This window comes from Novosphingobium sp. BL-S-21 (assembly GCF_055521655.1).
Window position 1 is genome coordinate 188214 of the sequence record NZ_CM145496.1, and the last position, 15249, is coordinate 203462.

General features: G+C 65.3%; 9 protein-coding genes and 1 tRNA gene. 8 read left to right on the forward strand and 2 right to left on the reverse strand.

The features are described from left to right. Window positions 1–84: 84 nt before the first annotated feature. Window positions 85–2142, forward strand: coding sequence for an ATP-dependent DNA helicase RecG (gene recG, locus ACZ1J6_RS09275; protein WP_431568371.1), 2058 nt, complete (start codon window positions 85–87; stop codon window positions 2140–2142). 66 nt (window positions 2143–2208) lie between these two features. Here the strand turns inward: recG and ACZ1J6_RS09280 are convergent, their stop codons facing one another. Then, window positions 2209–2799, reverse strand: coding sequence for a hypothetical protein (locus tag ACZ1J6_RS09280; RefSeq protein ID WP_431568372.1), 591 nt, complete (start codon window positions 2797–2799; stop codon window positions 2209–2211). Between the two features lie 354 nt (window positions 2800–3153). Here ACZ1J6_RS09280 and ACZ1J6_RS09285 point away from each other — a divergent pair. From ACZ1J6_RS09285 to ACZ1J6_RS09310, 6 genes are all read left to right on the forward strand, one after another. Then, window positions 3154–3230, forward strand: a tRNA-Pro gene (locus tag ACZ1J6_RS09285). Between the two features lie 272 nt (window positions 3231–3502). Continuing rightward, complete coding sequence (locus ACZ1J6_RS09290; protein WP_431568425.1) at window positions 3503–5692, forward strand: TonB-dependent receptor; 2190 nt, start codon at window positions 3503–3505, stop codon at window positions 5690–5692. 112 nt (window positions 5693–5804) lie between these two features. After that, the gene (locus ACZ1J6_RS09295; protein ID WP_431568426.1) at window positions 5805–7004 is read left to right on the forward strand and encodes a TetR family transcriptional regulator; all 1200 of its coding nucleotides are present in this window, start codon (window positions 5805–5807) and stop codon (window positions 7002–7004) included. A 101-nt stretch (window positions 7005–7105) separates the two neighbouring features. Continuing rightward, entirely contained in the window at window positions 7106–9394 is a 2289-nt protein-coding gene (locus ACZ1J6_RS09300) for a TonB-dependent receptor (RefSeq protein WP_431568427.1), read from the forward strand. An 82-nt stretch (window positions 9395–9476) separates the two neighbouring features. Further along, a complete protein-coding gene (locus ACZ1J6_RS09305) occupies window positions 9477–10271 on the forward strand; it encodes a hypothetical protein (protein WP_465128058.1) in 795 nt (264 codons plus the stop codon). A gap of 591 nt (window positions 10272–10862) precedes the next feature. Continuing rightward, window positions 10863–11750, forward strand: a complete 888-nt coding sequence (locus ACZ1J6_RS09310) for an OmpA family protein (RefSeq protein WP_431568429.1) — start codon at window positions 10863–10865, stop codon at window positions 11748–11750. A gap of 143 nt (window positions 11751–11893) precedes the next feature. On the opposite strand, the gene ACZ1J6_RS09315 is transcribed toward ACZ1J6_RS09310, so the two are convergent. Further along, on the reverse strand, window positions 11894–14026 hold the full coding sequence (locus ACZ1J6_RS09315; protein ID WP_132262132.1) for a TonB-dependent siderophore receptor: 2133 nt from the start codon (window positions 14024–14026) through the stop codon (window positions 11894–11896). Between the two features lie 313 nt (window positions 14027–14339). Here ACZ1J6_RS09315 and thyA point away from each other — a divergent pair, with 313 nt between their 5' ends. Next, window positions 14340–15230: a thymidylate synthase gene (gene thyA, locus ACZ1J6_RS09320; RefSeq protein WP_465128241.1), complete on the forward strand. Its 891-nt coding sequence runs from the start codon at window positions 14340–14342 to the stop codon at window positions 15228–15230. The last annotated feature ends 19 nt before the right edge of the window (window positions 15231–15249 follow it).

Consider the following 15249-nt stretch of genomic DNA (forward strand, 5'->3'; position numbering starts at 1 on the left):
GACATCGAAAGCAACGTGGCTGTCCGCAAATCCGTTCCCCATCGGTCTGGCGAACGGAGCCGTTCTCGCGCTAAGAGGCTGACCATGCGGCCCGAAGCACTGAATTGCCTGTTCACCGAGACCGATGCCCTCGACGGCGTGGGACCCAAGCTCAAGCGTCCGCTCGAAAAGCTCGGGCTCACGCGTATTCGCGACCTGATCTACCATCTGCCCGACCGTTTCGTGGAGCGGCGCGCGGTCACCAATCTCGACGACGCGAGCGTGGGCGAGAACGTGATCGTCCAGCTGACGGTGCGCGAGCATCGCTCCCCCGCCGGACGCGGGCCGTTCCGGGTCCTGGCCGAGGATGCCGCGGGAAATGTCTGCACCATCACTTATTTCGGCCGCGCGTCCTTCACCGCCCGCAAGCAATTGCCGGTGGGCGAGACGCGCTGGGTGGCCGGCCGGCTCGACCAGTATGGCCAGATGCTCCAGATGGTCCATCCCGAACATGTCTCGGAAGACAGTGCCGCGCCGGTGGGCCAGCTTTGCGAGGCGGTCTATCCGCTGTCGGAAGGGCTGACCCAGGGGCGCGTCGCCGGTCTTGTCCAGCAGGCGCTCAAGGTCTTGCCCGAGCTGCCCGAGTGGATCGAGACCAGCCTCTACGACAAGATGAAGTGGCCGGCCTGGCACGACGCCGCGCGCGAAGTGCACCGCGGGATCCATGCCTCGGCCCGCGATCGCCTGGCCTATGACGAACTGCTGGCCAATGCGCTGGCGCTGATGCTGGTGCGGGAGAGCAATCGGAAGCAATCCGGCACGCCGCTGAAGGGCGACGGCTCGCTGCGCGCCAGGCTGAAGCTGCCCTTTGCGCTGACCGGCGCGCAGAAGCGCTCGATCGACGAGATCGAGGGCGATATCGCCCAGAACGCCCCGATGCTACGCCTGCTTCAGGGGGACGTTGGCGCGGGCAAGACGGTGGTGGCGCTCAACGCCATGCTGATCGCGGTGGAAGCGGGCGCGCAGGCGGCCCTGCTGGCGCCGACCGAGATTCTGGCGCGGCAGCATTACGAGACTCTGGAGCGGATGCTCCAGGGCACCGGCGTCGAGATCGCGCTGCTCACCGGGCGCGACAAGGGCAAGGCGCGCGAGGCGATTCTCATGGGCCTGGTCGGCGGCACCATCGACATTATCGTCGGCACTCATGCGATCTTCCAGGACACGGTGTCCTACCGCAATCTCGCCCTGGTGGTGATCGACGAGCAGCACCGCTTCGGGGTCGGCCAGCGGCTCATGCTCGCGCGCAAGGGCCGCCGCACGCCGCATACCCTGGCGATGACGGCCACGCCGATCCCCCGCACGCTGACCCTGGCGCAATATGGCGAGATGGAAGTCTCCAAGCTCGACGAACTGCCGCCCGGGCGCCAGGCCATCGATACCCGGGTCGTCTCCGTCGAGCGGATGGACGACGTGGCCGGGGCCATCGCCCGTCATATCGAAACCGGGCAGCAGGCCTACTGGGTCTGCCCCATGGTCAGCGAGAGCGAGAACGACGACCTGGCCGCGGCCGAGGCCCGCTACGCCGTGCTCAAGGAGCGCTTCGGCGAACAGGTGGTGCTGGTCCACGGCCAGCTCAAGCCCGATGTGAAGGACGCGGGCATGGAACGCTTCGCCAGCGGCGCGGCATCGGTGCTGGTGGCGACGACCGTGATCGAGGTGGGCGTCGACGTGCCGAATGCGACGCTCATGGTCATCGAGCAGGCCGAGCGCTTCGGTCTTGCCCAGCTGCACCAGCTGCGCGGACGGGTAGGGCGCGGCAGCGAGAAATCGACCTGCCTGCTGCTGCGCGGGCAGCAACTCAGCGAAACCGCGCGCCAGCGCCTGGCGCTGATGCGCGAAACTCAGGACGGCTTCCGGCTGGCGGAGGAAGACCTCGAGCTGCGCGGCGGCGGCGAACTGCTCGGCACGCGGCAGTCGGGCGACACTCCGTTCCGCATCGCCAGTCTGGAGCAGATCACCAAGCTGCTGCCGCTGGCGCATGACGACGCGCGCCTGCTGATCGAGCGGGATGGCGGGTTGGCCGGGCCGCGCGGGGAAGCGGCTCGCCTGTTGCTTTACCTGTTCGAACGCGACTGGGGCGTGCAACTGCTTCGCGGCGGCTGAATGCCCGTCGCCGCGGGCCTCGTGCAAGGCCGCTGACGGGGTTCGGCTACCGCTCGGTGCCTGGCCTCAGCATCCCGTCGGCGTCACGCGCCCGGCGTAAATGGGTGAGAGCGGGAAGTTCAGCTCCGCCAGGAGCGCCGCGTCGGCATGGCAATACTTCTGCGCGGCCACGAAACTGCGCACCGGCGCGAAGTCGAAAGCCGCATGATCCTGCACCAGAGCGAAGGACTGTATGTGCGTGGTCGCTGCCTCATAGGGCGAAGTGCCGACATCGCGGCTGGCGATCAGCATATAGAGTGTGGACTTGCCGCGAAAATTCCCGCGCGCGAAGCGGACGGACCGGATCACGTCGTCACCCACATGGGGCATGTCGATGATTTGCTCGCGGCCTTCCAGCGTGGCGGCGATCTCGCCGACCTTTACCAGGAAGATGTGCTGGCCGCGCACTTTGTTGTTCTGCCGCCAGAGCTGCGCGATCGAGCCTTCCTGTCCGGTGCCGGCAATGTCAGGCACGGCGTTGAGGCCGGGGGAGAGCGCAAGGGGCGTCAGCACGGCCTCCTGCCCGGATGCGAAGGCAGGGCCAGACAGCGCCGAGCAGATGGCGGCGCAAACGGCGGCGCAGACTGGCGGGATAAGGCGGAAAGGCAGGTTTCGCATCGTCACTCCTGGCGACCGCGCATCCTCACCGCCGTTCTGCCCGAGCGTCGGAGGTGCGACAAGAGGGCTGGCCGAAAGAGGTATCCGCCCGTGCGAACCACGCGATTCGTGCCCTTTCACCAAGAGCAGGACCCGCAAGCGCATGGCTTCGGCAGGGTAGGATCAAGAAAAACGAGCCTGTGGAAATTTCTGTTTTTGCTGGAATTTCCTTGGTTTTCGGGTGGCGGGCAGGGGTGTTTGCGGGCTCATTCGGGGTCATGGCGCACAAAAATCGGATTGGGCCCTTGCCACCCCCGGAGTCGCCCTATATAGGCGCGCTCCTGCCCCGGGCGCTCTTCGGAACGCCCACCCGGTCGGGGAATAGCTCAGCCTGGTAGAGCACTGTCTTCGGGAGGCAGGGGCCGGAGGTTCGAATCCTCTTTCCCCGACCATTTCACCTTCGGGTGAGGCTTAGAAACCCAGCGGAAACGCTGGGTTTTTTGCTGTCTGGAGTTCGCGTCGGACTCAGGTCTCCGGCAGCGGCGGAAGCCGGGTTCTTCCAAAAGGAAACCGCAAGAGCCTGTCCTCATTATCGAGATTGCCGGCCAATGCTGCAGTGCGGGGCAGGCATCCGGGCACGCTTCGTGTAACCGCCATATTTCAGTTATTGCAACTCATTCGCACATGCGTCATGCACCCGGGAACAAGATTCAGGGTGGAATTCATGACAATCAACAATCGCGAGACCTTTCGTTTTTCCGCGCTTCTCCTGGCAGGCGTGAGCGCCCTGGCGCCGATGGCGGTGCTGGCGCAGGAGGCCGATCCCGCGCCGGAAAGCGCTGCGGAAATTCTCGTTTCCGCGCAGCGCATGAACCAGACCCAGGTCAGCGGCAGCGGCAGCCTCGGCGCGCTGGGGAACAAGGCGGCGGAAGACATCCCGTTCAACTTGCGCGCCTATAACGAGGCACTGATCCTGAATCAGCAGCCCGACACCCTGGGCGAAGTGCTGGAGAACGATCCGACGATCCGCACCACTCTGGGCTTCGGCATTGCCGGGGAAGTGTTCGTCATCCGCGGTTTCGAACTCAATTCGGACGACATCGGCTTCGATGGCCTCTACGGCATCACCCCGCGCCAGCTCGTCGCGCCGGAGCTGTTCTCTTCGGTGCAGGTCATCAATGGTGCCAGCGCCTTCCTGAACGGTGCGGCTCCCGGCGGCAGCGGCATCGGCGGCAGCGTCAACCTGATGCCCAAGAAGGCCGAGCGGGACATGATCCGCGCGACGGTGGGCTATACTTCCGATTCCCACTTCTCGGGCGCCGTGGATGTCGCGCGCCGCTTCGGTGAGAACGGCGAGTGGGGCATTCGCGTCAACGGATCGGCGCGCCGCGGCGACATCGCGATCAAGGACGAATTCCATTCGAGCTATGTCGTGGGCGCCACGGTCGATTACGACAGCGGCCCGCTGCGTGCCATGTTCAACGTCAACTACCAGCGCCTGCGCCAGTCCAACTGGCGCCCCAAAGTCGCGATCGGCGACGTGATTCCGCGCGTACCGGGCGCCGATGCCAATTATTCCCAGCCCTGGAGCCTCATCCAGACGACGGACTTCTTCGGCACCTTCAGCGCGGAATACGACTTGTCCGACAATGCCATGGTCTACGCCAAGTTCGGCGCGCGCGACGGCAAGGAAGACCAGATCACGGCCGGGATCACCTTGCTTGATCCGGCCACCGGCGCCGCCACGGGCAGTGGCTCGCGGATCCCGCGCACCGACAACAACGAATCGGCGACGGCTGGCCTTCGCGTCAAGCTGAACGGCGGCGGCGTCAGCCACGAGGTGAACGTCGGGGTGGCTGCAAGCTGGCAGGTCAACCGTAACGCCTACGATTTCTTCCAGAGCTATACGACCAACCTTTACGATACCCCCGAGGTGGCGCGGCCGGCGTCCTCCTTCTCGGGCGGCGACCTGGACGATCCGTTCCCGATCAGCCGCACGCGAGTGGCCAGCGTCTTTGCGTCCGATACGGTCGGTTTCTGGGACGATCGCATCCTCGTTACCGGCGGCCTGCGCCTTCAGCAGATCAAGACGACATCTTACGCCTATAGCGATGGCGCCAGAACCCAAGGGTATGACAAGGACGCGATCACGCCGGTGGTCGGCGTGGTGGTCAAGCCGGTCGCGGGTCTGTCGCTCTACGGCAACCGCATCGAAGGCCTCGCTCAGGGCGCTGCGGCTGCGAGCCTGATCAACATCAACGGCGTCGATGTGGCCGTGTCCAACGGCGGGCAGGTCCTGCCGCCGGTCAAGTCGGTCCAGTACGAAGTGGGCGGCAAGGTGAACCTGGGCCGCTTCAATGCCGGGCTGGCGGTGTTCCAGATCGACAAGCCGAACAGTTTCTATCGTCCCGATGCGGACAACCTCGGCCTCTATGAATTCGGCAACTTCGGCACGCAGCGAAACCGCGGCATCGAATTCACCATGGACGGCGAGCCGACCGACGGCCTGCGCGTCATCGGCGGCATCACGTACAACGATGCCAAGCTGCGCCGTACCGATGGCGGCGTGGATGAGGGCAATGACGCGGTGGGCGTGCCGGACCTGCTGGCGAACGCCAACGTGGAATGGGACATGCCCTTCCTTCCCGCGCTCACCCTGACCGGACGCGTGGTCTACACCGGCAAGCAGGCGGTGAACCGGGCCAATACGCTGGAGCTGAACGATTGGACGCGCTTCGACCTCGGCGCGCGCTATGTCGCGCTGCTGGGCGGTGACAGGCCGCTGACGCTGCGTTTCAACGTCGATAACGTGGCCAACAAGCGGTACTGGGCATCCGCCTTCGCCGTGTTCGGCACCCAGCTGCTCCAGGGCGGACCGCGTACTTTCAAGGCCTCGGCCTCGATCGAGTTCTGATCCGCTTCGCGAAGGCGGCCGGACATCGCGACCGGCCGCCTTCTCACTTGCGCCATGCGGAAATACGCGGCGCCGTCTGGACTGCGCCGCCACGGGCGATATGCACGGTGGGATGACATCCCCAGGCGACCGCAAAACCCGCTCCAACCCGCGTGACATCACCAGCCTCGTCGATGCCGCCCGCAGCGTGGCGGCGGCGCGCGGGATCTCGGGCATGAGCCTGCGCACCGTTGCCGAGGAAGCCGAGACTTCCGTCGGTTCGATCAGCTATCGCATCGGCGATCGTGCCGCGCTGATCGCGGCCGTGCTTGACCGGGAGATCGAACTCATGGCCCGCGCGCGGCGGGAATGGGGCGCGCGCGTGGCGGGGCACGATGTGCTCGGCTCGGGGCTACTGGCCGATCTCGTCTGCGAATGGCTGGACGAGGGCGCGCATGGCCGCCGCACTTCCGCGATCGTCACTTGCGAACTGGCCCTGTTGGCGGCTCGGGAGCCGAGCGCCCTGCCGGCCATCGCCTTGCTGTTCGAAGAGGCCGAGGGGCTCTGGCGCGACATTCTGCCGTCCACGCCGGAGGGCGAGCGGGTGGCGCGCTTCATCGCCTGCTATTGCCTGGATGAGCAGGTCTTCTCGATCGTCCTGTCCGACGAGACCGATTACCGGCTGCTGCGCCATTCCACGGTGCGCGGCATGTTGCGCGGCGGGCAGGGCAGCGGCGACCCGGCCGGGTCGCGGTGGCACATGGCCCTCGTCGAGCGGCTGGCCGTGCCCGCTGCCGCCGCGCTCGACGAGAGCGCGCTGCCGCAGCAGGGAACCAAGAGCACCATCGCCGAGCATATCGCGGACCTGATCGTGGGGCAGGGCGTGGGCGTGCTTTCCCACCGTGCGGTGGCGCAAGTCGCGGGCGTGGCGACGTCAAGCGTGGCCCACCATTTCCCCACCCATCGCGACATTCTCTTCGCGGGGGTGGAGGCGGTCTACTTGCGGCTGCGCGGCCAGATCCGGGACACCGGTGCCAGGCTGGGCAGCGGCGACATCATCCGCCTGACGCACGAGTGCGCGCTTGCGGCGCTGACCGATCCGGGTTTTCGGCCCTTCGCCATCGATATGCGCCGTCGCCGCGCCGAAAACGTCCATGCCCAATATGCCGGGTGGCTGGGTGTTCCCGTGGATTCGGACCGTGCGCGGGTCCAGGCGCTGGTCGTGGCCTCGATCGGCAACGGCCTGCGCAGCCTGGCCACGGAAGCGGATTGGTTGCCGGGGCCGGATATGGTCCGGCTTCTCACGGAAGGCAGTACAGGTGTTTTGATATGACGTAAAATATCGAAAAAAAGACAATACGGCTGTCCTGAAAGAGTCATGATGCCGTTCTAGAGGCGCGTCCTGAGACCCACGGTCAACAGGACGGAGCCCCCATGTCTGCTTTCCCGCGCAAGCGTACCATCCACCTTCTCTCGACGATTCTCGCCGGCGCGCTGGCGCCGTGCTGGTCCCTGGCCGCGCATGCCGAAGAGGCGAGCCCGAACGCGGACGATGCCCTTCCCGAAATCACCGTGACGGCCGAGCGCCGCGCCGAAAGCAGCCAGAAAGTGCCGCTGGCGATCCAGTCGATCGACGGCGAGGCCTTGGCCAAGACCGGCTACACGTCGGTCACCGATCTTCAGTACACGATGCCCGGCGTGCAGTATGACCCGACCCAGGGCGCGGCCTTCCAGATCCGCGGCGTGGGCAGCACCTCGTTCGACTTCTCGAACGCCAAGTCGGTCAGCGTGGTCGTCGACGACGTGGTGATGGACGGGCAGCGCGCCAACGGCCTGACCGGCCTGGTGGACATCGCCCGCGTCGATGTGCTGATGGGCCCGCAGGGCACGCTGTTCGGCAAGAACGCCACTTCGGGCGTGATCGCGGTGACGACCACCAAGCCGCAGATCGGGGAATGGTCGCTGCGCGGCAGCGCCAGCTTCGGCGAGCATGACGAACGCATCCTCAACAGCACGGTCAACGTCCCGCTCGGCCCGATCGCGGCGCTGCGCGTCTCGGGCTTCGACCAGGCCTTCGACGGCTTCGGCCGCAACGTGACGCTGAACCGCAAGGTCGGCTCGCAGCACGAATATGGCGGCCGCGCGCGCCTTTACCTGGAGCCTTCGGACAGCTTCAACCTGACGGTCTCCGGCGACTATGCCTATCACTGGGACAGCAGCGTGCGTACTCCGGTCTCGGGCCAGCCGGCCGAAGTCACGGCGATCCTCAACGAACTGGGCGTTTACCCCGGCCCCCGGAGCGCGGACACGGCGGACTCCTCGTTCGGTGAGATCACCACGGAGGAATGGGGCGCTTCGCTGCGCGCCAATGCCAAGATCGGCGATCACGACCTGACCTCGATCACGGCCTACCGCGTCACCGGCTACGACAATTCGACCCCGGCCAGCCTGACGCCTTACGACCGCTACGCCTATATCCCCTTCAACCTGGGCCAGCTCGATACCGACAAGTTCAGCCAGGAAATCCACCTCGCCTCGCCGACCGGCGGCTTCGTGGAATATCTCGTCGGCGCCTTCTACAACCGCCTTCATGCCCGCCAGACCCAGCTCCAGTGGTCGACCGGCGGCCAGCCGCTCTACAATGCCGCCGGCACGCCGCTGCCGACGCTAATCGCGCTGACCGGCGCCATTGGCGAGGACGGCAATGCCTCGCTGTTCGATGCCGTGAACGAGACCATGGCGGCCTTCGGCCAGCTGAAGTTCAACTTCACGCCGCGCCTCAGCCTGGCGCTGGGCGCCCGCTACACGCATGACAACAATTCGCAGAGCCTGGACTACGTCACCATCAACCCGGTATCGGTCGCGGGCTATACGCCCAACTTCGTGGCCTCCAGCGCCGCGCCGGCTTTCGACTTCGGCCGCGTGAAGGGTGACAACTTCTCGTTCCGCATCGCGCCGCAGTACCAGCTTGCCGACAATGTCATGGTCTATGCCAGCTATTCCACCGGCTACAAGCCGGCCGGCATCGCCTTCGTCGGCAACAAGTACGCGCCTTATGCGGACGAGACGGTCAAGGCCTGGGAAGCGGGTATCAAGTCCGAATGGTTCGGCCGCCGGCTGCGCTTCAACCTCGATGCCTTCCGGTCCGATTTCAAGGACTTCCAGGCGACGATCCTGACGCAGATCCCGGACGGTTCGGGGGGGCTGATCAACGCCACGGTGATCGGCAATGCCGGTGGCCTGCGCACCCAGGGCATCGAAGGCAGCCTGGTCGTGCAACCGATGCGCGGCCTGCAGCTTTCCGGCGCGGTGACGTATACCGACGCCAAGTTCACCGACTACGTCTACAACGCGACGACCAACTACACCGGCACGCGCCTGACCAACTCGCCCGAATGGTCGGGCACCGCTTCGATCGACTACGACCACGAATTCGGCTCGGGCATGGGACTGCGCGCTCACGCGGACTATGCCTATCGCAGCGAGTACTGGACCGTCGTCGGCCAGCCAGCCTATTCGAACGTGCCGGGATATGGCCTCGTCAATGGCCGGGTCAGCGTCACCTTGCCGAACAGCCGCGTGGAAGTGGGCGTCTATGCCCGCAACCTCTTCGACAAGTACTTCTCCACTGGCTGGCAGCAGTACGGCGTGCTGGGCCTGCTCCACTACACCTCGCCCAATGCCCGGCGCACGGTGGGCGGCTTCGTCAACTTCGAATTCTGACGCCAACCCGGCAAGCAGACCTGTCCCGCCGCCACCGACATGGCGGCGGGAATTCCTTGCACCTTCCATCACGGACCATGCCATGACCACACGGCGAATGCTTCTTGTCGGTGCGCCGACGACTCTCCTGGCCGCACCATCCGCATTGGCGCAGGCGCTCGATCCCGGCAGGGCACGGGGGGCGGATCTCGGCTCCCTCGAACAGCTGATGGCGCAGACCCTGCAGGGCGAACTGGGCGACGAGGCCACCGCGCGCCAGCTCGCATCGCATATTGCCGACGCCGGATTTCGCTGGGAATATCCGAGCTTTCCCGTGCGCGAGGCAGAGAGTGTCGTCGCGTACAGCTTCGGCTACCGCTCGGCCACGGGCAAGGTCGATCCCAGGACCGGCCTTTCGGACGGCGAGGAAACGCCCGAGGCGGGTCCGATCAACGCCATGCTGGCCGATGCCGTTCATGCCATCAGGCAAGTGCGGGACGTGCCTGTCTACGCGCAGTGGGAAATCGCGCAGATCCTGGCCGAGAAGTACCGGATGAAGGATGTCTTCGCGATCTTTCCGGTGAAGGGCGCGGATGGGCGCAAGACCTACCTCAGCACGGACGGAGTGGCCCAAGCCGCCGTCGCCCGGGCGGGTACGGCGCAGGCTCTGGGCAAAGTGGCCGTCGTGGGCCACCGCGACCATGTGAAGCGCTGCATCCTGGTGTCGCGCAAGCACGGCATGACCGCCGCCGCCGCGCGCGAAGTGCCGCTGCCCGTGCACTACGATCCCCGCTCCGCGCAGCCCTGGACGCGCGGCCGCGAAGTCTATCTGCTGAGCGACGTGATCGCCCAGCTGACGATGGCGCAGGCCCGGCTCATCACCGAAGCCTCGGCCTGAACTCCCGCTACCGAACGCACCCGATGACCGGCAGCATTTTCGCTGCTCCGGTCGTCGGTCGTTGGTCGCTCGAAAAACCACGCCTATCCAAGGACATGTGCGCCATGTCTGAAAGCCGACGGCAGAGGAGGCCGCTCGGGCTCGAAGTTGTCGCAGGCAGCGCCGCAACAGATTCGCAGGCCCGGACGAACAGCTAAGGCCGCTCCGTCGCAGCGCTGCGGCAAATTTGCCCGTGAACTCAGACGATTGCTTTGTGTATTGACGGCGAGGGATCACCACTGCGCCGGGTTCTATATTGCGCGCCTTCAACAAGACATGATGCCCCGAGCGACCCTGTAGACAACGGTTCGTCGCACGGCGCGCCCGAATTACCTGCACAACCACCCGGCATGCCGGGGGTGTTCATGCGCCCGCAAGGTTAATCTGAACACCCAGAAGATCCATAGCGTTCAGGTGAGGCTCCGTGCCGCATATCATACGAAGCTAAAGGGACGGGCTTCGACAGCCGAGGGCGCATTTTGGCCCCGCCGGCAGTCGGACGAAAAGCTGCTGTACGCAGGCCCGATTGGTCGAGTTTGAAGGAGTAGCGCGATGTCTATCATGTCCAAAAGCCCCAAAGTTCTCTTGCTGCTCGCCACGCTGACCGGCGCTGCCTCGGTCAGCCTGTCTGTCCAGGCGCAGGAACAGGAACCGCCTGCGGCCGACGTTTCGGCAACCGTTTACGGCGATCGCCCGGTTGACGCGGGCGAAATGACCGAAGGCCCCGAAGTAAAGGGCATCATTTCCGCGCGCAGCGGCGCCCGCATGCAGGTGACCAGCGCGGATGGCGCCAATTCGGTCATCACCATCAACGATGCCACCAAGATCAAGGCCAGCGGCGGCTTCCTCGGCATGGCGAGCAACAAGCTGCCCGCCACCCAGCTGCTCAACGGCCTGCCGGTGACGGTGAAGACGATGCAGTCGGGCGCGGGTCTGGTCGCCAGCCAGATCAATCTTCAGAACAAGGATCTGAAGACCGCCTCGATGATCCATAACGGCACCGACCAGCGCTTTGCCGAGCAGACGGCTGCCACCGAAGCCCTGCGCGGCCGCATGGGCGATATCGACCAGTACAACGTCAAGAGCACGACCAACGTGAACTTCGACACCGGCAAGGCCGTCCTGTCGCCCCAGGCACAGCAGGAGCTTTGCGCGGCCGCCAGCTCGGCCGAGGGCATGGATAACGCGCTGCTGCTGGTCGTCGGCTACACCGACTCCACGGGCAGCCCCGATTTCAACCAGGCTCTCAGCGAGAAGCGCGCGGGCAAGGTCGTCAACTACCTGCAGCAGGCTTGCGGCTGGAAGCCCTATCGCATGCTGACGCCGACCGGCATGTCCGAAGCCGATCCCCTGGCGGACAACAACACTGCCGAAGGCAAGGCCCAGAACCGCCGCGTTGCGGTGAACATCCTGGTCAGCAAGGGCCTCGACGGCCTGTAAGGAAAACGGGGCGGGCATGGCCCGCCCCGCTGTCCAGGTTCGGCGAACGGCATGTTCGACTCTCAAGTCGCAGCCACTCGCCAGATCCTGCAAGCCCCGTGCTTCCGATCATGCGGAAGCACGGGTTTTTTGCGCTCAGGCTATCAGAAACGATAGCCCAGGGTCGCCATGACGTTGCGCGGCGCGCCCACGAAGCAGTCGCCACGCGCCAGGCAGGAGGCGAAGTACTTGTTGTTGAGCAGGTTCGTCGCGTTGAGTGCGAGGCGCCAGCTATCCCAGTTGATCTCCGCCAGGGCGTCGACGGTGGTGCGCGAAGGCGTGACGACCGAATAGAGCGAACCGGCAGGAATGACGCTGGGGTTCAGGCCGTAAGGGTCCATCAGTCCGGTCGAAATGCTCTTGCCGCTGTAGACCACGCCGGCGCCGAGGCGCAGCTGGGCGTCGTCGGTGACGCCGAAGGTCTTGGTCGACCATACCGATGCCGTGTGGCGGGGCATATAGTCGAGGCTGCTGTTCACTTCGGATTTGAGCTGGTTGTAACCGTAGTTCACCAGCAGTTCGAAGTTGCCCGGCAGGGTATGGCTGGCTTCGAATTCCACGCCCTTCGTGGTCAGTTCGCCGGACTGGTCGATGGCCGAGCCGGGGCCATAGATGACGCGGTTGCGCTGCTTGATGTGGAAGGCCGTGATCGTCACGAGCGTGCTCGGCTCCGGCTGCCATTTCACGCCCGCTTCGAACTGCTTGCCGGTCTGGGGCTTGAAGGGCGCGCCGGGCGTGCCCGTGCTGTCGGCCAGCGTGCCGGCCAGCGGCAGGAAGCTTTCCGTATAGCTGAAGAAGGGTGAGAAGCCGGCGCCGATCTCGCCAATGATCCCGGCGCGGAATGTCGTGGCGTTGTCCTCGGTTCCTGCGGACGACGTCACGTGGTCGCGGCGGGCGCCCACCACGACGGAGACGCGGTCGTAGAAGCGGATCTGATCCTGAACGTAGACGCCAAGCTGCTTCTGGCTGACATTGGCGAAGGGCCCGGTGGGCTCGTAGGTCAGCAAGGCATCGTAGTCGATGTCGTAGAGATCAACCACTTCGTTGCCGCTGGCATTGCGCTTGCCGACCTTGTTCCAGCTGTAGTCGAGGCCGACCAGCAGCTTGTGTTCGATGTTGGCGCCGGTGTTGAAGGTGAACTGCAGGTTGTTGTCGGTCGAGAAGACGTTCATCCGCGCGTCGCTGGCATCGGCGGTCAGGCCGATGGTGCGGCCATCGGTGCCATAGACCGAGTACGGATCGAGCGGATAGGAATAGCTGTCGGCGTAGTGCGTCTTGTATTCGAGGTCGCTGTCGATGTAGCGGGCCTTGACGCTGAGGCGGACAGCGTCGGAAAACTTGTGCGTGATCGCGCCGCCGCCCTGCAGCGTGCGACCAGCGTAGCGATCCCAGCCCGCCTTGCCCACAAAAGTATATCGACCCAGGCGGCCGGTGGGGTTCGCCGGGTTGGGGCTGAACGTGCCGACGATGGGCAGGAACTGCGAAGTCGATCCGGTATCGTCCTCCTGGTAGAGGCCGGTCAGCACGATGTCGGTGTCGGGGGTGGGCTGCCAGCGGATCGACGGGGCGAACATCACGCGGTCGTCGGGGACGTGATCGACGTAAGTATCGGCATCGCGCACGCGGCCGACAGCGCGGATCGCCAGGTTGTCCGCCAGGGCCAGGTTGACGTCGCCCATGGCTTCCTTGCGGTCGAAGCTGCCGTAGACGAGGTTCACTTCACCGCCGGTCTTGAACTCCGGGGTCTTGGAGACCAGGTTCACGAGGCCGCCGATCGAGCCCTGGCCGAACAGCACCGATGCCGGGCCGCGCACGATTTCCACGCGGGAGAAGTTGTAGGGATCGGCCGTGATGCTGGCGTAATAGCTGAAGATGTCGCGCATGCCGTCGCGGAACTGCAGCGCATCGATGCCGCGGATGTTGAAGCCGTCCACGCGGGTATCGCGGCCGTAGGGATTGGCCAGGACGCCGGCGGCATATTTCACCGTGTCGCTGATCGAGATGGCGCCCTGCGAGGTGAACGTATCGGAGGTGATGACGGTGAGCGGCTGCGGGACCTGGATCAGCGGCGTTTCCGTCTTGGTACCGGTAACGCCGGCCGTGACGACGATGCTGCCATCTTCCACGCCGGTTTCGCCAGCAACGCTCGGGGCCTGATCCTCTGCACGGGCAGTGGCGGCGGTCGATACGGCAAGGAGCGCAACGCCACAAAGGGCGAGCGAGCGGGCGGATTTCATAGACTTTCCCTCATGCAAGTCATTCTCAATAACTGCGCCGTTAACGCTAATAGGAATGACTATCAATGCGCGAGGATCATTCGCCGGAAACTGTGTCCTGGGTGCAACAGTGGAGGGAAGGCCGCCTTTTTCCTTTCCTTCTCTCCGCAAGCCTCGCCGCTATTTTCCTTGGCGTCGGCATTGGGCTAGGCTCCCCGGCATGACCGAGACACTGACCGCCGATTCTGCCTCTCACTCCGGCCCTGACTCCGGCCCCGATACTGGCGCCGCCCCGAAGGCCGCGCGCCACTGGGAGTGGCAATACCTCGATCTCATGCGCCGCATCTGGGAGGAGGGCGACGAGCGCGTGGATCGCACCGGCGTCGGCACGCGCTCGGTTTTCGGCGCGACCGTGCGGTTCGACTTGTCCGGCGGGGCGATGCCGCTGCTCACCACCAAGCGGGTCTACTGGAAGACGGCCACCCGCGAACTGCTCTGGTTCCTGACCGGAGAGACCAATATCCGCCCTCTCTGCGCACAAGGCGTCGAAATCTGGACCGACTGGCCCCTGGACCGCTATCGCCGCGAAACCGGCGAGGCGATCGCGCGCGCCGATTTCTCGCGCCGCATCGTCGAGGATGCGGCCTTTGCCGCGGAATGGGGCGATCTCGGCCCGGTCTATGGCAAGCAATGGGTCGACTGGCCGGTCTACGAGGATGCGGGCGAGGGCCTGTTCCGCAAGCGTGCGGACGGCGTGAACCAGGTGGCGCAAGTGGTGGAAAGCCTGAAGGCCAATCCCGGCAGCCGCCGCCACATCATCGAAGGCTGGAACGTCGCCGAACTCGATGCCATGGCCCTGCCGCCTTGCCACAAGACCTACCAGTTCCACGTCGCCAATGGCCGGCTCTCCTGCGCGCTCTACCAGCGAAGCTGCGACCTGGGCCTGGGCTTCGCCTTCAACATGTGGTCCCTGGCGCTCCTGACGCGGATGTTCGCACAGCAATGCAACCTTGAGCCGGGCGAGGCCGTTTGGATGGGCGGCGATGTCCATCTCTACCTCAATCACGCGGCGCTGGTCGAAGAGCAGCTTTCGCGGGTCCCGCAAGGAGAGGCCCATCTGGATATCGCCCGCAAGCCCGATTCGATCTTCGATTACCGCATCGAGGATTTCGTGGTCTCGGGCTACGCGCCGCAGGCCCATATCGCCGCTCCCGTGGCGGTTTGAGGCTGGTTTCGATGCCTCT

Bases quoted from the DNA above. Each gene is read 5' to 3' on its own strand.
- ACZ1J6_RS09280 (WP_431568372.1), bottom strand. From the start codon at position 2,799: ATGCGAAACCTGCCTTTCCGCCTTATCCCGCCAGTCTGCGCCGCCGTT.
- recG (WP_431568371.1), top strand. From the start codon at position 85: ATGCGGCCCGAAGCACTGAATTGCCTGTTCACCGAGACCGATGCCCTC.
- ACZ1J6_RS09290 (WP_431568425.1), top strand. From the start codon at position 3,503: ATGACAATCAACAATCGCGAGACCTTTCGTTTTTCCGCGCTTCTCCTG.
- thyA (WP_465128241.1), top strand. From the start codon at position 14,340: ATGCGCCGCATCTGGGAGGAGGGCGACGAGCGCGTGGATCGCACCGGC.
- ACZ1J6_RS09300 (WP_431568427.1), top strand. From the start codon at position 7,106: ATGTCTGCTTTCCCGCGCAAGCGTACCATCCACCTTCTCTCGACGATT.
- ACZ1J6_RS09315 (WP_132262132.1), bottom strand. From the start codon at position 14,026: ATGAAATCCGCCCGCTCGCTCGCCCTTTGTGGCGTTGCGCTCCTTGCC.
- ACZ1J6_RS09295 (WP_431568426.1), top strand. From the start codon at position 5,805: ATGACATCCCCAGGCGACCGCAAAACCCGCTCCAACCCGCGTGACATC.
- ACZ1J6_RS09305 (WP_465128058.1), top strand. From the start codon at position 9,477: ATGACCACACGGCGAATGCTTCTTGTCGGTGCGCCGACGACTCTCCTG.
- ACZ1J6_RS09310 (WP_431568429.1), top strand. From the start codon at position 10,863: ATGTCTATCATGTCCAAAAGCCCCAAAGTTCTCTTGCTGCTCGCCACG.